Below are 21,465 nucleotides of genomic sequence, written 5' to 3'. Positions count from 1 at the left end.
CCCCTGGGACCTACTCGCTGGTGAAGATGGAACCGAGGCGGTCCATGCGCTCCAGCGCGATGCCGCAACCGCGCACCACGCAGGTCAGCGGGTCCTCGGCCACCAGCACGGGCAGGCCGGTTTCCTCGGCCAGCAGGCGGTCCAGGTCGCGCAGCAAAGCGCCACCGCCGGTCAGCATCATGCCGCGCTCGGCGATGTCGGCGCCGAGTTCGGGCGGCGTCATCTCGAGCGCGTTCTTGACGGAGGCGACGATGTTGTTGAGCGGATCGGTCAGCGCTTCCAGGATCTCGTTGGACGAGATCGTGAAGCTGCGCGGCACGCCTTCGGACAGGTTGCGGCCCTTGACTTCCATCTCCTTGACCTCGGAGCCCGGGAAGGCCGAGCCGATGTTCTTCTTGATGGCCTCGGCCGTGGGCTCGCCGATCAGCATGCCGTAGTTGCGGCGGATGTAGTTGATGATGGCGTCGTCGAAACGGTCGCCGCCCACGCGCACGCTGCCCTTGTAGACCATGCCGCCCAGCGAGATCACGCCGACCTCGGTGGTGCCGCCGCCGATGTCCACCACCATCGAGCCCGAAGCCTCGGCCACCGGCAGGCCGGCGCCGATGGCAGCGGCCATGGGTTCCTCGATCAGGTAGACCTGCGAGGCGCCTGCGCCGAGCGCGGATTCGCGGATGGCGCGGCGCTCGACCTGGGTCGAACCACAGGGCACGCAGATGATGATGCGCGGGCTGGGCCGCAGCACGCCGCGCGGGTGCACCATCTTGATGAACTGCTTGAGCATCTGCTCGGTGACGGTGAAGTCGGCGATCACGCCGTCCTTCATCGGGCGGATCGCCTCGATGTTGCCGGGCACCTTGCCCAGCATGGCCTTGGCTTCCTTGCCGACGGCCTGGATCGTCTTCTTGCCCTGGGGACCGCCCTCGTGGCGGATGGCAACGACCGAAGGCTCGTCCAGGACGATGCCCTTGTCGCGCACGTAGATCAGGGTGTTGGCCGTGCCAAGGTCGATCGCCAGGTCGGTCGAGAAATACCGACGGAAAGCACCAAACATTTGAAAAATTCCTCTCGGGGGCACGGCATGCGCATCGGCTTGCGGTCGCCCCGGCTTCGGTCGAATCGGGTGGATATGGGCGCGTCAGGCAGCGTCAAACCGGCCCTCGCGCAAAGGCGGGATAATACCCGATCCCCCCGTGAAAACCCGCTGCAAAGCCTTGCGGCACGCCGTTTCCGCGACCTTTCTGCTTGCAATTTTTCCATGGCACTGACCTCTGACGACATCTCGCGCATCGCCAACCTGGCGCGGCTGGAACTGCACGATGCCGAGCGTGCGCGCATGCTCGGCCAGATCAATGGCTTCTTCGACATCGTCGAACGCATGCGGGCGGTGGACACCACCGGCGTGGTGCCGCTGGCGCACCCGGCGGACGTGGTGTCCGACGTGACGCTGCGCCTGCGCGAGGACGCCGTCAGCGAACCCGATGCGCGCGAGGCCAACCAGCGCAGCGCGCCGGCCGTGGAGAACGGCCTGTTCCTCGTGCCCAAGGTGATCGAGTAAGTACGCCATGGCTTTTGATCTGACCCAGGCCTCCGTGGCCGCCATCGCGGCCCGCATCCAGTCCCGCGAACTCTCCGCCGTTGAGGCAGCCCAGCATTTCCTGGCCCGCATCGAACAGCACCGCGGCCTCAACGCCTTCGTCGCCACCGACCCCGAGGCCACGCTGGCCCAGGCGCGCGCGGCCGACGCGGCGATTGCCGCCGGAACGGCCAGCCCGCTGGCCGGCGTGCCCATCGCGCACAAGGACATCTTCGTCACGCGCGACTTCCCGACCACGGCCGGCTCGAAGATGCTCGCGGGCTACCGCTCCCCGTTCGACGCCACCACCGTGGCGCGCCTGGCCGCGGCCGGCGCCGTCACGCTGGGCAAGCTCAACTGCGACGAGTTCGCCATGGGCTCGTCCAACGAGAACTCGGCCTACGGCGCCGTGCAGAACCCCTGGGACGCCACGCGCATCCCGGGCGGCTCCTCGGGCGGCAGCGCCGCGGCCGTGGCCGCGCGGCTGGCGCCGGCCGTGACGGGCACCGACACCGGCGGCTCGATCCGCCAGCCCGCCGCCTTCTGCGGTGTCACGGGCATCAAGCCGACCTATGGCCGCGCCTCGCGCTACGGCATGGTGGCCTTCGCCTCCAGCCTGGACCAGGCCGGCCCGATGGCACGCAGCGCCGAAGACTGCGCGCTGCTGCTCTCGGCCATCTGCGGCCCCGACCTGGACCGCGACTCGACCTCGCTGGACCGCCCGGCCGAGGACTACAGCCGCAACCTGAACGACAGCCTGGATGGCCTGCGCATCGGCGTGCCCAAGGAGTTCTTCGGCGACGGCCTCGCAGCCGACGTGCGCGCCGCGCTGGATGCCGCGCTCCAGCAGTACGAGAAGCTCGGCGCCCGCCTGGTCGAGATCTCGCTGCCGCGCACCGAGCTGGCCATCCCGGTCTACTACATCATCGCGCCGGCCGAGGCCAGCTCCAACCTGAGCCGCTTCGACGGCGTCAAGTTCGGCCACCGCGCCGCCCAGTACGGCGACCTGCTGGACATGTACAAGAAGACGCGCGCCGAGGGCTTCGGCGACGAGGTCAAGCGCCGCATCATGGTCGGCACCTATGTGCTGAGCCACGGCTACTACGACGCCTACTACCTCAAGGCGCAGCAGATCCGCCGCATGATCGCCGACGACTTCCAGCAGGCCTTCCAGGCTTGCGACCTGATCGCCGGCCCGGTGGCACCCACCGTGGCCTGGAAGCTCGGCGACAAGGCCGACGACCCGGTCGCCAACTACCTGGCCGACATCTACACCCTGCCCGGCTCGCTGGCCGGCCTGCCCGGCATGAGCCTGCCGGCAGGCTTCGGCGAGGGCAACATGCCCGTGGGCCTGCAGCTGATCGGCAACTACTTCGCCGAGGCGAAGCTGCTCAACGCGGCACACCGCTTGCAGCAGGCCACCGACTTCCACCTCCGCACGCCGGAGGGCTTCTGACCATGAGCGAAACCAACGCATTCGAGGCCGCGCAGGCCGGCCGCCCGACGGGCCCGCTGGTGCAGGGCTATGAAGTCATCATCGGCTTCGAGACCCATGCCCAGCTGTCCACCGCCAGCAAGATCTTCAGCCGCGCGTCCACGGCCTTCGGCGCCGAGCCCAACACCCAGGCCTGCGCCGTGGACCTGGCGCTGCCCGGCACGCTGCCCGTCATGAACAAGGGCGCGGTCGAACGCGCCATCCGGCTCGGCCTGGCGCTGGGCTCGACGATCGCCCCGCGCAGCATCTTCGCGCGCAAGAACTACTTCTACCCCGACCTGCCCAAGGGCTACCAGATCAGCCAGTACGAGATCCCGGTCGTGCAGGGCGGCACGGTCGGCTTCTACCTGGGCGACGAGCACAAGACCGTGCGCCTGGTGCGCGCGCACCTGGAAGAAGACGCCGGCAAGTCGCTGCACGAGGACTTTATCGGTCAATCGGGCATCGACCTGAACCGCGCCGGCACGCCGCTGCTGGAGATCGTGACCGAGCCCGACATCCGCTCCTCCGCCGAGGCCGTGGCCTATGCCAAGGAGTTGCACAAGATCGTCACCTGGATCGGCATCTGCGACGGCAACATGCAGGAAGGCAGCTTCCGCTGCGACGCCAACGTCTCCGTGCGCAAGCCCGGCGCCAAGCTGGGCACGCGGCGCGAGATCAAGAACCTGAACAGCTTCAAGTTCATGCAGCAGGCCATCGACTTCGAGATCCGCTGGCAGATCGAAGAGATCGAGGACGGCCGGGCCATCCAGCAGGCCACCGTGCTGTTCGACCCCGACACGGGCGAGACGCGCGCCATGCGCACCAAGGAAGACGCGGCCGACTACCGCTACTTCCCCGACCCGGACCTGCCGCCGCTGGTGATCGCGCCCGAATGGGTGGAGCAGGTGCGCAGCGAGATGCCCGAGCTGCCGCGCGCCATGGCGCAGCGCTTCGTCGCCGACTACGGCCTGCCGGCCTACGACGCCGCGCAGCTGACCGCGAGCAAGGCCACATCCGCTTACTTCGAGCAGGCCGCCCGGGCCAGCGGCCAGGCCAAGCTGGCCAGCAACTGGGTCATGGGCGAAATCTCGCGCCGGCTCAACGCGGGCGAGCTGGCGATCGACCAGGCGCCGGTCTCGGCCGCCCAGCTGGCCGCGCTGCTGGGCCGCATCGCCGACAGCACCATCTCCAACAACGCCGCCCGCCAGGTGTTCGACGCGCTGTGGACCGGTGACGGCCAGGACGTGGACGCCATCATCGAGGCCAAGGGCCTCAAGCAGATGAACGACGACGGCGCGCTCGACAAGATCCTCGACGAAGTCATCGCCGCGAACCCCGACAACGTGGCGCAGTTCAAGGCCGGCAAGGACAAGGCCTTCAACGCGCTGGTCGGCCAGGCCATGAAGGCGAGCAAGGGCAAGGCCAACCCGGCCCAGGTCAACGCGCTGCTGCGCAAGAAGCTGGAGGGCTGAAGGCCCGGGCCGCGCTCAGCGCGGCCGGCCGGGCAGCGTCTGCTCGGCCCACAGCTGGCGCAGGCGGGCCAGCTCGTCGTCGTAGCGGTCGTTCACGCGCTTGCGCTCGGCCTCCTGCTCGGCGATCACGCGCTGCTGCGCGGCCACGCTGGCCCGGTGCTCGTCGAGCAGGCTGCGCAGCTTGGGCGGCAGCTTCTCGGGCTGCACGTTCGGGTAGAACTCCAGCTCGCGGTCCAGCAGCTGGCGCTGCTGGGCCAGCGCCTGCATGCGCTGCTGGGCCAGCGCCAGCACCCCGTCGACGGAAGCCAGCGCCTCGGCGCGCGCCCGGTCGTGCGCCGCCTGGTCGCGGTAGCGCGACAGCATGGCGCGGCTGCGGCGCGTCTCCTCGTTGGCGCGGGCCTGCTCCTCGGCCGCCTTGCGCTCGCGCGCCTCGATCTGCGCGCGCTCGCTGGCCGTCAACGACGGGCCGACCTCGCGCCGCACGCTGCCGCTGGGATTGAGTTCCTTCTGCGCGCGGTCGATGCATTCCTTGATCGGCCGGTCGGAAGTGATGCGCCGGCCCTGCCCGTCCACGCAGGTGTAGATGCCCTGCGCCTGCGCCAGGCCGGCCAGGGCACCCCACAGGGCGCAGACGTGCACCAGCCTCACTGGCCGGCGCCTTCCTGCACGCCGTAGCGCTGCCGGTAGGCCAGCACGCGGCCATGGTGCTCGGCCAGCGCGGCCTGGCTGCCATCGGCCAGGTACTGCAGCAGGTCTTCCAGGCGGGCGATGGCGCAGACCTGCAGGCCCAGCTGGCGCCGCACGTACTGCACGGCGCTGTGCGGCACGTCGCGGCCGTCCTCGGTCGCCATCTCCTGGCGGTCCAGCGCGATCACCACGGCATGCGGCGTGGCACCGGCGGCACGGATCATGGCGATGGACTCGCGCACCGCGGTGCCGGCCGACATCACGTCGTCCACCACCAGCACGCGGCCCTTGAGCGGCGCGCCGACCAGCGTGCCGCCCTCGCCGTGGTCCTTGGCTTCCTTGCGGTTGTAGGCGAACGGCAGGTTGCGGCCGCGCCGCGCGAACTCCACCGCCAGCGCCGCCGCCAGCGGGATGCCCTTGTAGGCGGGGCCGAACACCATGTCGAACTCGGTGCCGCTGGCCTCCAGGGCCGACGCATAAAATTGCGCGAGCCGGGCCAGCTTGGCGCCATCGTCGAACAGGCCCGCGTTGAAGAAGTACGGGCTCATGCGGCCCGCCTTGGTCTTGAACTCCCCGAAGCGCAGCACCCCGGCCTCGACCGCGAAGCGCACGAAGTCCTGGGCCAGTCGATCGTTCTGGCCGGCGCCCTTCGCGCCGGCGCTTTGTTCCACCATGGGAGCTTCCTTGTTCAAGTTGACCAGCCTGAATCTCAACGGCATCCGTTCCGCCACGACCAAGGGCGTTGAAGCCTGGATCTCGGCAACGGGCCCGGATTGTATTTGTGTGCAGGAGGTCAAGGCCCAGCTGCCCGACGTGCAAGGCCGGTTCGAGCAACTGGCCGGGCTGCAAGGCTACTTCCACTTCGCGCAGAAGAAGGGCTACTCCGGCGTGGGGATCTACAGCCGGCATGTGCCGAGCGACGTACGGATCGGTTTCGGTGCGCCCGAGTTCGACGACGAAGGCCGCTACATCGAGCTGCGCTTCGACACGCCCAGCCGCAAGCTGTCGGTGATCAGCTGCTACTTCCCCAGCGGCTCCTCGGGCGAGGAACGCCAGGCCGCCAAGTTCCGCTTCCTGGACCTGTTCGACCCCTACCTCGTGGCGCTCAAGCGCGAGCGCGAGTTCGTCCTGTGCGGCGACATCAACATCGCCCACCAGCAGATCGACCTCAAGAACTGGCGCAGCAACCAGAAGAACAGCGGCTTCCTTCCCGAGGAACGCGCCTGGATGACCAAGCTGCTGTCGGAGACCGGCCTGGTCGACGTGTACCGCCGCCTGCACCCCGAGACCACCAGCGAGTGCTACACGTGGTGGAGCAACCGCGGCCAGGCCTGGGCCAACAACGTCGGGTGGCGGCTGGACTACCACCTGGCCACGCCGGCACTGGCCGCGCACGCGCGCGGCGCCGCGGTCTTCAAGGACCAGCGCTTTTCCGACCACGCGCCGCTGACCATCGACTACGACTTCACGCTGTGAGCAGGCGAGACCCGGGACGGCCAACGCCATCCATCCATCGCTGAGCGCAGACGCTTCAGGCGACCACGAGCGCGGGCACCCGCAGGCTGAAGTGCAGCGCCACCTCGACCGCCACCAGCGCCGCGAGGATGGCGAACATCGAACATGCCGGCCAGCGGTCGGCGGCCCAGCCGCCGAGCACGTTGGCCAGCTTCAACCCGCTGAACATCGGCGCGATGGCCGCGGAGCGCCGCTGCGCCGCTGCGCCGCCACCAGCGCAGCGGCAACGGCAGGGCAGCGCGTGGCGTGCTGCTCATGGCCTGGCCCCGCCTGCCGGCGCCCCCAGCGGGGCATCCAGGTCGATCGCTTCGGCCATGCGCCGGTAGCCGGCATCGCCCGGATGCAGGTGGTCGCCCGAGTCGAGCGCCGGAGCGAGCCGCGCGGGGTGTGCGGGGTCGCGCAGCACGGCGTCGAAGTCGGCCACCGCATCGAAGGCGCCCGCGTTGCGGATCCAGGCGTTCAGCGCCTGGCGCAGCGCCTCCTTCCGCGGGCTGTAGTGGCCCTGCAGCGGCGTGCCCTCGAGCGCGCGCTCGAAGGGCGGCACGGTGCCGGCGACCACGCGCACGCCACGCACGTGCGCTTGCGCGACGAGCTGCCGCAAGGCCCGCGTCAGTTCGTCCAGCGTGGCCGGCGGCTCCGCCGGCGCAAACGGGCCGCCCGGGAAGCCGATGTCGTTGGTGCCGAGCAGCACGACGACCGCGCGCACGCCAGGGTGGCCCAGCACGTCGCGCTCGAAGCGCGCGAGCGCGCTCTCGCCCCAGCCGCCACGCAGCAGGCGGTTGCCGGCGATGCCGGCGTTGAGCACGGCGATGCCGCGCGGGGCGAGCCGGCGCGCGAGGTGGTCCGGCCAGCGCTGGTCCAGCCCGGGGCTGGAGCCGTTGCCGTCGGTGATGGAGTCGCCGATCGCGACCACCGTCGCCGGCGGGCGCGCGCTGTCCACCCAGAGCCCGGACACGAAGGCGCGGGTGGTCACGGCCTGCAGCACGGTGGCCTCGCGGCGCCCCACGGCGTTGCCCTGGAGGATCAGCGTCTGCTCCTGCGCGTCCCAGTGGAAGCCCGCGGTCGTCGTGGCTTCGGGCAGATGCAGGTCGACCTCCAGCCGCTCGCCAGCGCCGATGGGCAGAGCGAGCGGGTCGCTGACGGCCTGCGCTCCGGGCGCCACCACGACGCCGTCCTGCCCCTGGAAGCGCACCGCCCGTGCAAGCGGGGCATCCGCCTTGCGCAGCGCCATGGCGCCCAACACCAGCGGCGTGCTGCCGTATGCGTTGCTGACGACGATCCGCAGCCGCCTGCCGCCCAGGCTGCTGCGCAGCGGCTGCCGCAAGGTCACGTCGCGCAGCGTGGTCGGCATCCCGAGCGGCAGCACCCAGCCGTCGTCCCACACGGGCTGGGCGGCGGAGAACCAGGTCGGCTGCCAGTGCTCCGGCGCGGGCGGTGGTGCGGCGTTCGTCGTCATCGACAACGCCGCCAGCAGGATGGCAAGACAGGTCCGGGTTCGATGTTGCATGCCTGGCACTGTGGTCCATTCCGTTTGCACGCAGAAGATGGCAAAGTGGAAGCCTCTCCATTCGAAACTGGAATGCCATGGACCGACTGCGCGCGATGCAGGTGTTCGTGCGCGCGGCCGAGCTGGGCAGCCTGTCGGCGGCGGCGCGTTCGCTCGCCACCACCCAGCCCACCGTGAGCAAGCTGATCGCGGCGCTGGAGGCGTCGCTCGGCGTGCGCCTGCTGGAGCGCGGCCCCGCGCGCATGGTGCTCACCGACGAGGGCCTGCGCTTCGCCGAGAGTGCGCGGCGCCTGCTGGAGGACTACGAGGAGGCGGTCACCGACCTCGACCAGCGCACCCGCGAGCCGCGCGGGCTGGTGCGCATCGCCGCGCCGGTGGCGCTGGGCGAGCTCAAGCTCCATCCGCTCATGCTGCGCGCGCTGCAGCAGTACCCCGAGCTGCAGATCGACCTGATGCTGGAGGACCGCTTCGTCGACCCCGTCGAGGAACGCTTCGACCTGACCGTGCGCATCGGCGGCGTGCTGCCGCCCGACCTGGTCGCGCGCCAGTTGGCGACCTGGCCGCGCTACATCGTCGCCTCGCCCGCCTACGTGCAACGCCACGGCCGGCCGCAGGCGCTGGAGGACCTGGCCCGCCACGCGTTCCTGCGCTACCCGGGATGGACGGACGACGTGGTGACCCTGCGCAGCGCCGAAGGCCCGGTAGAGCTGCCGATCACCACGCGCTACCGCATCAACCATGCGGCGGCGTTGCTGGACGCGGTGCGCGCCGGCGCGGGCATAGCATTCCAGCCCTGCTGGATGGTCAAGGACCTGATCGCGCGCGGGGAACTCGTGCGCCTGCTGCCGCAGTGGAGCGGGCCGGCGCAGGACGCCTACCTCGTGTACCCGCGGCGGCGCCGGCAGCCGATGCGGGTGCAGGTGCTGCAGGAGCTGCTGGCCCGCGAGATCCAGGCGCTGTAGCGGCCGCGCGGCGGCGCACTCCAGCCGTTGACTTCGCCGTTGCGGGCCGACGGCCGGGCCGGGGACCGGCCGCGCCCTTTGGCACCGGAGAGACAATCCCCGGCGGGCACGCTAAAGTCGGCGCGTCTCCACGCCCCACCGACCGTGACCCACGTGATGACCGTGCCCGCCGCGTTCCCCGACAACGAAGAGCAGCGATTGCAGCGGCTGCACGCGCTGCTGGTGCTCGACAGCGAGCCCGAGCCGCTGTTCGACACGCTGGCACGCACCGCCGCCGAGTTCTGCGGCACATCGGCCGGGCTGGTCTCCCTGGTCGATGCCGAACGGCAATGGTTCAAGGCCAACTACGGCCTTGGCGATGCGCGCGAGACGCCGCGCGATGTCGCCTTCTGCGCCCACGCCATCCTGGACGACGCGGTCATGCAGGTGCCCGACGCGCGCAACGACCCGCGCTTCGCGGACAACCCCCTGGTCACCGGCGACCTCAACATTCGCTTCTACGCCGGCGCCCCGCTGGCGCTGCCCGATGGCGACCGCGTGGGCACGCTGTGCGTGCTCGACGTCCACGCCAAGCAGCTCACGCCCGAGCAGTCGCGCATGCTCGAGCAACTCAGCCGCATCGCGGTGCAGGCACTGGTGATGCGGCGCGAGCTGCTGGACCGCGCGCTCGCGGTGCGCGGGCGGTACGAGCAGGCCCTGGCCGAGCGCGAGGACTTCCTGCGGCTGATCACCGACAGCCTGCCGGTGCGCATCGGCTACATCGACAACCAGCGCCGCTACCAGTTCGTCAACCGTGCCCAGGCCGAGCGCTTCGACCTGCCGCCCGGTGCGGTCGTGGGCCAGAGCCCGAGCATGCTGGTCAAGCGCGCGCCCGACCCCGCCGTGGGTGCGCGGGTGGACGCCGCCCTCGCCGGCCAGCCCCAGCGCTTCGAGTTCGACGACGGCCAGGACGACGGCGGGGTGCGCCGCATCGACTGCCAGCTGATCCCGCACCGCGGTGCCGACGGCCGCGTGCTGGGCATGTTCACCACCGGCGTGGACATCACCGCGCGCGCCGAGACCGAGCGCGCGCTGCTGCGCCAGACCGCCACGCTGCGCTCCGTCGCCGAGCTGATCCCGGCCATCGTCGCGGTGCTCGATGCAGACGGCCGCTACCGCTTCGTCAACGGCGCCTTCGAGCGCTGGCACGGCCGCCAGCGCGCACAGATCATCGGCCACACCATGCACGAGCTGCTCGGCCAGCCCGAGTTCGACCCCGTGCGGCCATGGATCGCCAGGGCCCTGGCCGGCGAGTCCGTCAGCTTCGAGCTGCACTTTCCCGAGCGCGACCACGGCCAGCACCTGGCGATCAGCTACATCCCGCTGCGGTTGGACAGCGGCGCGCTGGACGGCTTCGTCGCGGTGGGCCAGGACATCACGCAGCACCGCCAGGAAGCGCGGCGCCTGCTCAACCTGTCCCAACGCGACGCGCTGACCGGCCTGCTGAACCGCGCCGGCCTGCAGGACTGGCTGGCCTTCCAGCAGGCACACGGCGACACCGCGCAACTCGGCCTGCTGTGCATCGACCTGGACCGCTTCAAACCGGTCAACGACCAGCACGGCCACCCGGTCGGCGACCAGCTGCTGCAGCGCTTTGCCGAGCGCCTGCGCGGCCTGGTGCGCCCCACCGACGCAGTGGTGCGCATGGGCGGCGACGAGTTCGCGGTGCTGCTGGTGGGCGTGCGGGACGCCGATGCCTTGCGCGTGGTGGCCGACAAGATCCTGCACGCGGCGCACCAGCCGTTCCAGGTGGGCGCGCTGGCGCTACACATCGGCGCCAGCGTGGGCACCGCGCTGGGGCTCGATCCCGAGCGGGGCTGGAGCGACCTGCTGCACCGCGCCGACACCATGCTCTACCGCGCCAAGAGCGAAGGCCGTGGCCGCGTGGCCATGGCGCAGGCGGCCGGCCCCGCTCAGCGCGGCCCGTAGCCGCCCTGCCGCGCCAGGTGCACCTGGTGCAGCGTGATCTTGCGCACCTCGGCCTGGCTGGTCTCGATGTGGGCGCGCATCAGCATCGCGGCCTGGTCGCCGCGCTTGCGCTGCACGGCCTTCAAGATCTTGGCGTGCTCGTCGTAGGTGGCGTCGATGCGCAGCTGCTGCGTGAAGTCGAGCCGGCGGATGATGCGGATGCGTTCGGTCACCTCGCGGTGCACGCGCGCCATCTCGGCGTTGCCGGCGGCCGCCACGATCTGGCAGTGGAAGGCCTCATCCCACTGCGAGACCTCGGCCATCCCGCTGCTGCGCTCGGCCGGCGGCACCAGCCAGATCGCGGCCAGCGCGTCGAGCAGCCCGTGGTCCACGCGCACCGCGTCCTCGCACAAACGGTGGATGGCCGTGGTCTCCAGCACCATGCGCAGGTCGTAGAGCTGCTCGAACTGGTCGAAGTCGAAGGGCAGCACACGCCAGCCCGAGCGGAACAGCACCTCGACGAAGCCCTCCTGCTGCAGCCGGAACAGCGCCTGGCGCACCGGCGTGCGCGAGACCCCCAGGCGCTCGCTGATCTCGTTCTCGGTGAACCGGTCGCCCGGCACGAGCTGGAAGTCGGCCACGTCGCGCTTGAGCTGCGCGTAGACCTCGTCCGCGCGCGAGCGGAATGCCGCGGCCGGCGCGGCGGGGAGCTTCTTGGAAACGGTAGGGGGCACGGGGCGCGTGGAGCCTGCAGTGGTGGGGACAGGCGCTACCTTACTCCGAATGCAGCGCCGCCAGCAGCTGGGCGCTGGTGGCCGTCCAGCCGACGATGCCGCCCTGCGCGCGGACCATCTCCAGCGCCGCGGCCTTGAACTGCGGGAAGTAGCTCTCGGTGCAGTCCTCCAGCACCAGGCACTCGTAGCCGCGGTCGTTGGCCTCGCGCATGCTGGTCTGCACGCAGACCTCGGTGGTCACGCCCATGAACACCAACGAGCGGATGCCGGCCTGCTGCAGCAGGTTCTGCACCGGCGTGCCGTGGAACATGCCCTTGCCCGGCTTGTCGACCACGATCTCGCCGGGCAGCGGCGCCAGGGCCGGGATGATCTCCACGCCGGGCTCGCCGCTCACCAGCACACGGCCCATGGGCCCGGCATCGCCGATGCGCAGGCTCGGGTTGCCGCGCAGGCGCTTGGCGGGCGGGCAGTCGCGCAGGTCGGGGCGGTGCGCCTCGCGCGTGTGCAGCACCAGCGCGCCCGCCGCGCGCCAGGCCTGCAGCGTGCGCCGGCAGGCCGGCACGATGGCCTCGAGCAGCGACACGTCGTTGCCCAGGCTGGCGCCGAAGCCGCCGGGCTCGATGAAGTCGCGCTGCATGTCGATGATGACCAGCGCCGTGGTGGCCAGGTCGAACGGGAAGTCGAAGGGCTGCGCCTGCACGGCCAGGCTGCGGATCTCGCGCACGTCGCTCTGCATCAGTGGCCTCCTCCCATGTGCGCGCCCAGCACATGGCGTTCCGCGCTGGCCGCGGGGGTTTCGTAGACGATGCGGCCTTCGCTCATGACCACGATGCGGTCGGACAGCTCCAGCAGCTCGTCCAGGTCTTCGCTGACCAGCAGCACCGCGCCGCCTTTGCCCGCCACCTGCACGATGCGGCCATGGATCTCGCGCACGGCCGCAAAGTCCAGGCCGAACACCGGGTTGGCCGCGATCAGCACGTTGATGTCGCCGGCCAGCTCGCGCGCCAGTACCGCGCGCTGCACGTTGCCGCCCGACAGGCTCTTGATCGGCGCGCCCTCGCCCTGCGTCTTCACGCCGTACTCCTTGATCCAGGCGCGCGCGCGGCTCTTCCACTGGCCGAAGCGCAGCCAGCCGCCGGACGACAGGGGGGGCGCATCGTAGTCGCGCAGCGCCATGTTCTCGGCCACCGAGAGGTCGCCCACGCAGGCGTTGCGCAGCGGCTCCTCGGGCAGGCTGCGCAGCTTCAGGCGCGTGTTCTCGCTGCGGCGCGCGGCGTAGGGCTCGCCCATCACGTGCACGCTGCCGGCATGGCGCGGCCGCTGCCCGACCAAGGCCTCGACGAGTTCGCGCTGGCCATTGCCCGAGACGCCGGCCACGCCCAGGATCTCGCCGCTCCTGACGGCCAGGTCGACCCCGTGCACCGCCAGCGTGCCGCGGTCGCCCATGGCAGACACGCCCTGCAGCCGCAGGGCCACGCGCGCACCGGCCGGCACCGGAGCGCGCGCGGCGGCGGTGTCGCTCTCCGCATGCAGCACCTCGGCCGGCGTGGACCCGGTTGGATCACTGCCCATCATGGCCGCGGCCAGCCGGGCCGGGTCGGTCTCGGCCACGCGGCAGTGGTGCACGGCCTTGCCCCGGCGCAGCACGGTCACGGCGTCGGTGTAGGCCATGACCTCGCGGAACTTGTGCGTGATGATGAGCACGGTGCACTGGCCGCTGCGCGCGAACGCGCGCACGTGGCCCAGCACCTCGTCGGCCTCCTGCGGCGTGAGCACCGAGGTGGGTTCGTCCAGGATCAGCAGCCGGGGCCTGAGGTACAGCTGCTTGAGCAGTTCGAGCTTCTGCTTCTCGCCGGCCGCGAGCTCTGCAGGGCGCGCATCGAGGTCCAGCCGGAACGGCGTGGTCGCGAGGAAGGCCTGCAGCTCTGCGCGTTTGGCCTTCCAGTCGATGACGGCCGGCGTGTTGCCGCCCGCCAGCAGCAGGTTCTCGGCCACCGTCATGCCCGGCGCCAGGGTGAAGTGCTGGTAGACCATGCCGATGCCCAGCGCCCGCGCAACGATCGGGTTGGCGATGTCGCGCTCGCGCCCGTCGATGAGGATGGAGCCTTCCTCGGCTTGCTGGAACCCGGCCACGCACTTGACCAGCGTGCTCTTGCCCGCGCCGTTCTCGCCCAGCAGCGCGTGCACGCTGCCGGCCTCCACGCGCATGGACACATGGTCCATGGCCGTGAAGGCGCCGAAGCGCTTGGTCAGGTCGTAGGTCTCCAGGGCCAGCGCGCCCTCGACCGCGGGGACCGCCTTGACGGGGGCGATCATGTCGATGCCGCCCGGCCGCCCGAAGGCACCGAAGCGCCCCCCTGGGGTGCAGCTTCAAGCGAAGCGATGGGCGTGGGGGTCATGCCAGGACCTCGATGAGCGCCGTGGACGTGGTGTGCGCACCGAACACCCCGCCCTGCATGGTGACCATGTTCAGCGCAGCCTGGTGGTTGGCCGGGTCGGTGGCGGCGGTGCAGTCGGACAGCAGCAGGCATTCGAAGCCGCGGTCGTTGGCGTCGCGCATGGTGGTGTGCACGCACACGTCGGTGGTGATGCCGGCCAGGATGAGGTTGGCGATGCCGCGCGAGCGCAGCACGAGTTCCAGGTCGGTGGCGTAGAACGAGCCCTTGCCCGGCTTGTCGATCACCACCTCGCCCCGCAGCGGCGCGAGCTCGGGGATGATCTCCCAGCCCGGCTCGCCGCGCACCAGGATGCGGCCGCAGGGCCCGTCGTCGCCGATGCCCAGGCCGTCGCGCCCGATCTGGCGCGAGCGCCAGCGCTTGTTGGCCGGGAGGTCGGACAGGTCGGGCCGGTGGCCCTCGCGCGTGTGGATGATGGTGTAGCCCAGCGGACGCATCACTTCGAACAGCCGCTTGATCGGCGCGATGGGCGCCTGGGTCAGCGACAGGTCGTAGCCCATCACGTCGACATAGCCGCCCTTGCCGCAGAAGTCGGTCTGCATGTCGATGACGAGGAGCGCGGTGTTGTCGGGCCGCAGGCTGCCGTCGTAGGGCCAGGCGTAGGGGTTGGCGTTCACATGGCGCGGTGTCATGCCTAGGCCACCTTTCTCAGGGTCAGGGGATCGGACTCGGCGCCCCCATACTGGCGCGTGGGCGGCGCAAAGCCGCAGGATGTGCCATCGGTCACTTGCACGGTGTCGGTCCACGGCAGCCGGTAGCGCCCCGCCACCATGTCCTGCATGAACGTGTAAGGGCAGTCCTGCGCGCCGCCCTGCACCGCCACGTAGCCCCGGTGCCAGAGCTGGTAGGGGTTGTTCTCGACACCCCATCCGGCGCGCGCCTCGCGCACGAGGTCGGGCCGCAGCTCGGCCGTGACGATCTCGTCGGGCCGTCCGCCGCCCTCCACCATGACGGTGCCGTCGAAGCTGCAGAACATGCCCTGGCCCATGGAGTCGAAGCTGCCGTCGCTGCCGCACATGCACACGCTGGCGGTGTAGGCCAGGTTCTGGAAGGCGTTGCTCTGGTTCGTGATGCGCCAGGCGTGGCGGATCGGGGCGGTGTAGCCGGCCGTGCGCAGGATCACCTCGGCCCCCTTGTACGCGGCCTCGCGCGCCATCTCGGGGAACATGCCGTCGTGGCAGATGATCAGCGACAGCTTCACCCCGTTGGGGCCCTCGCACACCGGCACGCCCAGGTTGCCCGGCTCCCAGGGCTCCACCGGCACCCAGGGGTGCAGCTTGCGGTAGTAGAGCTGGATGGCCCCGTGGTCGTCGATGATGATCCCGCTGTTGTAGGGGTTGCCACCGGGGTTGGCCTCCATGATGGAGAAGCAGCCCCAGATGCGGTGCTCCACGCAGGCCGCCTGGAAGGCCGCCACCTCGGGCCCGTCCAGCGAGCACATGATCGCGGGGTTGGTGTCCATCGACAGGCCGTGCAGCGCGTACTCGGGGAACACCACGAGGTCCATGGTCGCCATGTTGCGCCGCGCCTTGCCCACCATGTCGCAGATGCGGCGCGTCTGCGCCGCCAGGTCGGCCGGCGTCGCGACCACGGGCAGCTGCAGCTGCACCAGGCCCAGCACCACGCCGGCCTTCGACTTGTTCAATCCGCCCAGACCACTCATGTCTTCTCCTTCGTTCAGCGCGCCGACGACAGTTCGCCCGGGCTGCCCGTCGCCACCGCGCCGGGCTTGCAGGTCAGCACCAGGATGAGCAGCGTCAGCACATAGGGCACGGTGTTGAACAGGTGGTAGCCGTAACTCACGCCGATGGACTGCATGGCCGGGCCGATGGCGCCGGCCCCGCCGAACAGCAGCGCCGCGCCCACGCAGCGCAGCGGGCTCCACCGCGCGAAGATCACCAGCGCCACGGCGATCAGGCCCTGGCCGCTGGAGATGCCCTCGTTCCAGCTGCCCGGGTAGAACAGCGTCAGCGAGGCGCCGCCCAGGCCGGCGATGGCGCCGCCCGTGGCCGTGGCCGCGATGCGGATGCCGTTGACCGAGTAGCCCAGCGCCCGCGTGGCGTTGGCCGAATCGCCGGCCAGCCGCACCAAGAGGCCGGCACGCGTGCGGCCGAAGGCCCACCACAGCACGACGGCCAGCGCGATGCCGATGGGCAGCAGGGCATTGATCTGCAGCGCCGCCTGCACCACGGGCGAGTCGCTCCAGCCGCCCAGCGGGATCGCCGGCAGCTGCGGCGCCTGCGGCTGGATCAGCGGCTTGCCCAGGTAGAACGCCAGGCCCATGCCCAGCAGCATCAGCGCGATGCCGGTGGCCACGTCGTTGACGCCCTGCAGCGAGCACAGGATGCCGTGCAGGGTGGCCAGCAGCGCGCCCGTCAACGCGCCGATGGCCACGCCGACCCAGGGCGAGCCGCTCCAGTACGCGCCGCCGAACGCCGCCATGGCCGACAGCACCAGCACGCCTTCCAGCCCCAGGTTGATGCGGCCGGCCTTCTCGGTCAGGCATTCGCCCAGGCTCACGAACAGGAACGGCACGCCCACCCGCAGCGCGCCGCCGACGATGGCGGCGAACAGGGCAAGCCATTGGTCTGCGGTCATGCGCTGGCACTCCTGAGCGTCGGAGCGGGCTGCGGCTCCAGTTCTTCGTAAGGCCGCGAGAACAGCTTGCCCAGCAGCACCTTGCCGTCCACATGGCGCAGCGCCTCGCTGGCCAGGATCAGCACGAAGGCGATGCCCTGCAGCACCAGCACCGAGGCGTCGGGCAGGCCCACGCGGCGCTGCAGCAGGCTGCCGGCCGCGCCGAAGCCGCCGAACAGGATGGCCACGGGCACGATGGCCAGCGGGTTGTGCCGCGCCATGAAGGCCACCAGGATGCCGGCGTAGCCGTAGCCCGCGATGATGGAGGCGTTGGCATTGGTGTGCACGGCCGCCACCTCCACCGCACCGGCCAGGCCGGCGCAGGCGCCGCCCAACGCACAGGCCACGATGATCAGCCTGGAGGCCGGCAGGCCCACCAGCTGCGCCGTGCGTGGGTTGCCGCCCACCACGCGCACCGAGAAGCCCGAGGCCGTGCTGCGCAGCCAGACCCAGAAGCCCAGGCAGGCCACCACGCCGATGGCCAGGCCCCAGTGCACGTCCGAGCCCAGCATGCCGGTGATGCGGATGCCCTCGTCCAGCGGCAGGGTCGATGGCTTGTTCAGGCTGGCCGGATCGCGCAGCGCGCCTTCCACGAGGTGCTTGAACAGCCCGATGGCCACGTAGGCCAGCAGCAGGCTGCTGATGGTCTCGTTGATGCCGCGGTATTGGCGCAGCCAGCCGGCCAGCGCGATCCACAGCGCACCGCAGACGGCGCCGGCCGCGCACACCAGCACCGTGCCGACCGCGTTGGCCGGCAACGGCACCAGGTAGGGCAGCGCGGCGCAGCCCAGGCCGCCGAGCACCAGGGCACCCTCGCCGCCGATGACGACCAGGCCGGCGCGCGCGGGAATGGCCACGCACAGGGCCGTGAGCATCAGCGGCGCGGCGCGCTGCAGCGTGTTCTGCCACGAGAACCAGTCGCCGAACGCGCCCTTGAAGAGCAGCGTCCAGACCTCCACCGGGTCGACACCGGCGAACGCGACGAACAGGCCGAACAGCAGCAGCGCCGCGGCGATGGCGGCCACCGGCAGGCCGATGTCCTTGGCTAGCGAGTCCATGCCCATGCCCCGGTGCTCAGAACGAGCCCTGGACCCCTTCGACCAGGTAGTTCATGCCTTCCAACGCCAGGTCGGTCTGCTTCTGCACCTGGCCGGCGGCCAGCACTTCCTTGCCCTTGTTGTCCTTGAGCGGACCCTTGAAGATGTCGAAGGTGCCAGCCAGCATCCTGGCCTTGGTCTCGTCGGCCTGCTTCTTCGCCGCGTCCGTCACCGCCGGGCCGTAGGCCGACATCTTCACGAAGCCTTCCTTCATGCCGCCGCGCAGGAAGTTCGGGTGCGGCTTGCCGGTGCGGGCCGCGTCGATGATGGTCTTGTAGGCCGTGATCCAGTTCCACTCGGCGCCCGTGAGGTAGGCCTGCGGCGCCAGCTTGGCCTGGCTGGCGTGGTAGCCACAGACCATCTTGCCGCGCTTGGCGGCGGTCTCGACGATGACCTTGGGGCCGTCCACGTGCATGGTGAACACGTCGCAGCCCTGGTCGGCCAGGCTGTTGGTGGCCTCGGCCTCCTTGACGGCCATGGACCAGTCCCCCGTGAAGATCACGCTGCAGGTGATGCCGGGCTTGACCGAGCGCGCACCCAGCGTGAAGGCGTTGATGTTACGCAGCACCTGCGGGATGGGCTTGGCCGCGACGAAGGCGATCTTGCCGCTCTTGCTCAGGTGGCCGGCCACCACGCCGTTGAGAAACTGGGCCTCGTCGATGTAGCCGAAGAAGCTGCCCGCGTTCTTGGGGTGCTTGCCTTCGGTCCACATGCCACCGCAGTGCGAGAAGCGCACGTCGGGGTACTTGGCGGCCAGCGCCAGCAGGTGCGGGTCGTAGTAGCCGAAGGACGTGGGGAACAGCAGCTTGGCGCCGTCCTGCGCAATCATGCCGGTCATGCTCTTCTGCACGGCCGCGGTCTCGGGCACGTTCTCTTCCTCGACCACCTTGATGCCGGGCATCTTCTTGACCTCGGCGGCTGCCTGGGCGTGCGCCTGGTTGTAGCCGTAGTCGTCGCGCGGGCCGACGTAGATCACGCCGATGGTGAGCGGCGCCTGCGCTGCCGCCAGGCCGTGCAGGCCTCCCAGTGCACCGGTGGCGCCGACGGCGGCCAGGGTCTTGAGCGAAGTACGGCGGTTCATCTTGTCCATGGGGCTGACTCCATTTGCGATCGGGGCTGGGGCTGCATCAAAGCAGTGCGGTGGTCTTGAACTTCAACTTGGATACATGAAAGCGTGCAAGTAGCGTGCCTGCGCGAGGTCGGGGCGTCAGGCCATCAGGCTCACATGCGCGGACACCACGCGCCAGCCCTCGGGCAGGCGCAGCCAGGTCTGGCTCTGGCGGCCGATGCGCGGGCTGCCTTCACGCTGGAACTCGATGTTGGTGGTGGCGAAATCACGCCCATAGGTGGTGATGGCGGTGCGCGTGACGGTGCGGGCCAGGCCCTGCGACGGGCGGCTGGCACGGAAGGCCTGGATGGCGTCGTACCCGTACAGGTTCTCGCCCGCGCCGTAGCGCAAGGTGTGCGGGCTGTTCCAGAACAGTGCGTCCAGCACCTCGACCTTGTTGTGCACGAGGGCGTCTTCGTATTGCGCGAATGCGGCGGTGACTTCTGCGAGTACGTCGGGGAGGTTGATGTCTTGGGTCATGTTTCTGTTCGGCTGTGTTTTGCTGGCGGTGCGTGCTTCGGTTGCGGCCTGGCCGAGGCCACCGGGCGGCCCCTTCCGCGAATGTCCCCCGCCAGGGCCGCAGGCGGCCCAGGCTCCTCCTTGATTTCGCTGCAGGGGCCACCCAGTACCCTCGACCTTGGACACGTCGCGTCGTGCGTGGTCGTGTGACGCGACGTTGATGGACCAAGTCGATGGTGTGTTCTCCGCAGCGAAATAAAGGAGGAGCCCCGGGCCGCCTGCGGCCCGGGGCGGGGGACATTCGCGGAGGAGAGCACGCCGTCGGCGTGGTCCCGCACCCACACCGATGCGCCCAAAGATGTACACAGCGTCATGGCAACGAGGCCACAGGCGCCCGCACCACGCCGAGGCCTTCCAACACAGCAGCGGCACGCAGCGTGATGTCTTCACGCCAGGGCGCCGCGATCAGCTGCACGCCGATGGGCATGCGCGGGTGCGCGTCCCAGACCGGCACGCCACACACCGGCAGGCCGATGCACGAGATCGGTTGCGTGAGCAGGCCCATGCTGGGGCGCAGCGGTAGCCGGCGTTCGCCCAGCGTGAGCCATTCGGTGCCGACGGGCGTGGCAGCACAGGGCGTGGACGGCGCCAGCAGCAGGTCGTACTGCGTGAACACCTGCGCCACCGCCTCGGCGTAGAGCCGGCGCACGCGCTGGGCGCGCGCCACCCAGGCAGCCGGCAGCAGCGCGCCAGCCAGGAAACGGTCGCGCGAATGGGGCTCGAAATCGCCCGCGCGGCGACGCAGGTCTTCCAGGTGCAGCGAGCCGGCCTCGGCGTTGGTGATCAGGAACGCGGCCGCACGGCCCTCCTCGACCAGCGGCAGTTCGACGCGCGCGCTGGCGCCCAGCGCCTCGGCCACGCGGTCGACGGCTGCCAGCGCCTCGGGCAATGCGTTGTCGCGGAACCAGCCATCCAGCACGCCGATGCGCAATCCCGCCACACCCTTGCCCAGCAGCAGCATGACGGGCTCGGCCGCGCGCTGCGCGCAGCCGGGGTCGCGCAGCGCGCCCGACTCGGGGCCCTGCATGGCGTCATAGCTCAGCGCCAGGTCGCGTGCCGAGCGTGCGAACGGGCCCAGGTGGTCCAGGCTGGAGATGAAGGGGTAGCTGCCGCTGCGTGGCAGCCGGCCGAAGGTGGGTTTCAAGCCGAACACGCCGCACAGCGACGCGGGCACGCGGATCGAGCCATTCGTGTCCGAGCCCAGCGTGATCGGCACCTGGCCGGCCGCCACGGCCGCGCCGGAGCCGCCCGAGGAACCGCCGGCCACGCAGTCCAGATCGTGCGGGTTGCGGCACGGCCCCTCGTGGCTGTTCTCGGTCGTGAAACCGTATGCGTACTCGTCCATGTTGAGCGCGCCGACCAGCACGGCACCGGCCGCCTCCAGCCGCTGCACGAGCACGCCGTCGGCACTGGCCGGTGCGCTGTCGCGCTCGATCTTCGAGCCGGCGAGCGTGCACAGCCCGGCGATGTCGAACAGGTTCTTGACGGCGAAGGGCACGCCCAGCAGCGGCAGCGCCGACAGGTCGGCGCCGGCCGCCACGCGCGCGTCGAGTTCGGCAGCGCGGGCCAGTGCACGCCCGCGCACCAGATCGGTGAAGGCGTTGACGCGGCCGTCGGTCGCCGCGATGCGGGCGAGGCTGGCCTCGGCCAGGGCCACAGCGCCGACCTGGCGCGCGCGCACGGCCGCGGCCATGGTGGCGCCGTCGGCCAGCAGCAATTCCGCGGCATCCACTGGAGTTGCTTCGCGCTGCGCGCTGCGGTGCTGAGCACC

General features: G+C 70.6%; 21 protein-coding genes. 6 read left to right on the top strand and 15 right to left on the bottom strand.

What is annotated here, in order from left to right:
• Window positions 1–10 precede the first annotated feature (10 nt).
• Window positions 11–1,054, bottom strand: coding sequence for a rod shape-determining protein (locus ASF44_RS03935; RefSeq protein WP_056897817.1), 1,044 nt, complete (start codon window positions 1,052–1,054; stop codon window positions 11–13).
• Window positions 1,055–1,258: 204 nt separating this feature from the next.
• Here ASF44_RS03935 and gatC point away from each other — a divergent pair, with 204 nt between their 5' ends.
• The 3 genes from gatC to gatB are packed head-to-tail and all read left to right on the top strand — an operon-like array spanning window position 1,259 to window position 4,525.
• Window positions 1,259–1,558, top strand: a complete 300-nt coding sequence (gene gatC, locus ASF44_RS03930) for an Asp-tRNA(Asn)/Glu-tRNA(Gln) amidotransferase subunit GatC (RefSeq protein ID WP_056897816.1) — start codon at window positions 1,259–1,261, stop codon at window positions 1,556–1,558.
• 7 nt (window positions 1,559–1,565) lie between these two features.
• Window positions 1,566–3,032 carry an Asp-tRNA(Asn)/Glu-tRNA(Gln) amidotransferase subunit GatA gene (gene gatA, locus ASF44_RS03925; RefSeq protein WP_056897815.1) on the top strand — a complete coding sequence of 489 codons (1,467 nt, stop codon included), beginning with the start codon at window positions 1,566–1,568 and terminating at the stop codon, window positions 3,030–3,032.
• Window positions 3,033–3,034: 2 nt separating this feature from the next.
• Window positions 3,035–4,525, top strand: coding sequence for an Asp-tRNA(Asn)/Glu-tRNA(Gln) amidotransferase subunit GatB (gene gatB, locus ASF44_RS03920; protein ID WP_056897814.1), 1,491 nt, complete (start codon window positions 3,035–3,037; stop codon window positions 4,523–4,525).
• 15 nt (window positions 4,526–4,540) lie between these two features.
• On the opposite strand, the gene ASF44_RS03915 is transcribed toward gatB, so the two are convergent.
• Together ASF44_RS03915 and pyrE are read right to left on the bottom strand one after the other, a co-directional pair.
• Window positions 4,541–5,173, bottom strand: a complete 633-nt coding sequence (locus ASF44_RS03915; RefSeq protein ID WP_235579115.1) for a DUF4124 domain-containing protein — start codon at window positions 5,171–5,173, stop codon at window positions 4,541–4,543.
• Window positions 5,170–5,886, bottom strand: coding sequence for an orotate phosphoribosyltransferase (gene pyrE / locus ASF44_RS03910; RefSeq protein ID WP_056897813.1), 717 nt, complete (start codon window positions 5,884–5,886; stop codon window positions 5,170–5,172). Before pyrE ends, ASF44_RS03915 begins: the two co-directional genes overlap by 4 nt.
• A 10-nt stretch (window positions 5,887–5,896) precedes the next feature.
• Between pyrE and ASF44_RS03905 the strand changes: the two genes are divergently transcribed.
• Window positions 5,897–6,688: an exodeoxyribonuclease III gene (locus tag ASF44_RS03905; RefSeq protein WP_056897812.1), complete on the top strand. Its 792-nt coding sequence runs from the start codon at window positions 5,897–5,899 to the stop codon at window positions 6,686–6,688.
• A 55-nt stretch (window positions 6,689–6,743) separates the two neighbouring features.
• Here the strand turns inward: ASF44_RS03905 and ASF44_RS31500 are convergent, their stop codons facing one another.
• Together ASF44_RS31500 and ASF44_RS03900 are read right to left on the bottom strand one after the other, a co-directional pair.
• Window positions 6,744–6,896 carry a hypothetical protein gene (locus ASF44_RS31500; protein WP_156374338.1) on the bottom strand — a complete coding sequence of 51 codons (153 nt, stop codon included), beginning with the start codon at window positions 6,894–6,896 and terminating at the stop codon, window positions 6,744–6,746.
• A gap of 84 nt (window positions 6,897–6,980) precedes the next feature.
• Window positions 6,981–8,234 (bottom strand): SGNH/GDSL hydrolase family protein, encoded by a 1,254-nt coding sequence (locus ASF44_RS03900; RefSeq protein ID WP_056897811.1) that lies wholly within the window; start codon window positions 8,232–8,234, stop codon window positions 6,981–6,983.
• Window positions 8,235–8,311: 77 nt separating this feature from the next.
• Between ASF44_RS03900 and ASF44_RS03895 the strand changes: the two genes are divergently transcribed.
• Window positions 8,312–9,196, top strand: coding sequence for a LysR family transcriptional regulator (locus ASF44_RS03895; protein ID WP_056897810.1), 885 nt, complete (start codon window positions 8,312–8,314; stop codon window positions 9,194–9,196).
• Window positions 9,197–9,352: 156 nt separating this feature from the next.
• Window positions 9,353–11,164, top strand: coding sequence for a diguanylate cyclase domain-containing protein (locus ASF44_RS03890; protein ID WP_056897809.1), 1,812 nt, complete (start codon window positions 9,353–9,355; stop codon window positions 11,162–11,164).
• Here the strand turns inward: ASF44_RS03890 and ASF44_RS03885 are convergent.
• The 10 genes from ASF44_RS03885 to ASF44_RS03840 form a co-directional block, all read right to left on the bottom strand.
• A complete protein-coding gene (locus tag ASF44_RS03885) occupies window positions 11,149–11,877 on the bottom strand; it encodes a GntR family transcriptional regulator (protein WP_056897808.1) in 729 nt (242 codons plus the stop codon). The two genes, ASF44_RS03890 and ASF44_RS03885, sit on opposite strands and share 16 nt — an antisense overlap.
• Before the next feature lie 40 nt (window positions 11,878–11,917).
• Entirely contained in the window at window positions 11,918–12,613 is a 696-nt protein-coding gene (locus tag ASF44_RS03880) for a cysteine hydrolase family protein (protein ID WP_200930550.1), read from the bottom strand.
• Entirely contained in the window at window positions 12,613–14,193 is a 1,581-nt protein-coding gene (locus ASF44_RS03875; RefSeq protein ID WP_056897807.1) for an ABC transporter ATP-binding protein, read from the bottom strand. The genes ASF44_RS03880 and ASF44_RS03875 overlap by 1 nt, the downstream gene beginning before the upstream one ends.
• Before the next feature lie 79 nt (window positions 14,194–14,272).
• The gene (locus ASF44_RS03870) at window positions 14,273–14,965 is read right to left on the bottom strand and encodes a cysteine hydrolase family protein (RefSeq protein ID WP_056897806.1); all 693 of its coding nucleotides are present in this window, start codon (window positions 14,963–14,965) and stop codon (window positions 14,273–14,275) included.
• A 2-nt stretch (window positions 14,966–14,967) separates the two neighbouring features.
• The gene (locus ASF44_RS03865; RefSeq protein ID WP_056897805.1) at window positions 14,968–15,996 is read right to left on the bottom strand and encodes a formamidase; all 1,029 of its coding nucleotides are present in this window, start codon (window positions 15,994–15,996) and stop codon (window positions 14,968–14,970) included.
• A gap of 14 nt (window positions 15,997–16,010) precedes the next feature.
• Window positions 16,011–16,931: an ABC transporter permease gene (locus ASF44_RS03860; RefSeq protein ID WP_056897804.1), complete on the bottom strand. Its 921-nt coding sequence runs from the start codon at window positions 16,929–16,931 to the stop codon at window positions 16,011–16,013.
• Window positions 16,928–18,028: an ABC transporter permease gene (locus ASF44_RS03855; RefSeq protein ID WP_056898201.1), complete on the bottom strand. Its 1,101-nt coding sequence runs from the start codon at window positions 18,026–18,028 to the stop codon at window positions 16,928–16,930. Before ASF44_RS03855 ends, ASF44_RS03860 begins: the two co-directional genes overlap by 4 nt.
• Window positions 18,029–18,044: 16 nt before the next feature.
• Window positions 18,045–19,148, bottom strand: coding sequence for a BMP family ABC transporter substrate-binding protein (locus tag ASF44_RS03850; protein ID WP_369820900.1), 1,104 nt, complete (start codon window positions 19,146–19,148; stop codon window positions 18,045–18,047).
• 126 nt (window positions 19,149–19,274) lie between these two features.
• On the bottom strand, window positions 19,275–19,655 hold the full coding sequence (hpxZ, locus tag ASF44_RS03845) for an oxalurate catabolism protein HpxZ (RefSeq protein ID WP_056897802.1): 381 nt from the start codon (window positions 19,653–19,655) through the stop codon (window positions 19,275–19,277).
• A 349-nt stretch (window positions 19,656–20,004) separates the two neighbouring features.
• Complete coding sequence (locus ASF44_RS03840; protein WP_056898200.1) at window positions 20,005–21,387, bottom strand: AtzE family amidohydrolase; 1,383 nt, start codon at window positions 21,385–21,387, stop codon at window positions 20,005–20,007.
• Window positions 21,388–21,465: the final 78 nt, after the last annotated feature.

The organism is Pseudorhodoferax sp. Leaf274 (genome assembly GCF_001422445.1).
GTDB lineage: Bacteria > Pseudomonadota > Gammaproteobacteria > Burkholderiales > Burkholderiaceae_C > Pseudorhodoferax.
The sequence above is the reverse complement of the archived record's forward strand: the minus strand, read 5'-3'. Positions and strand labels throughout refer to the sequence as shown.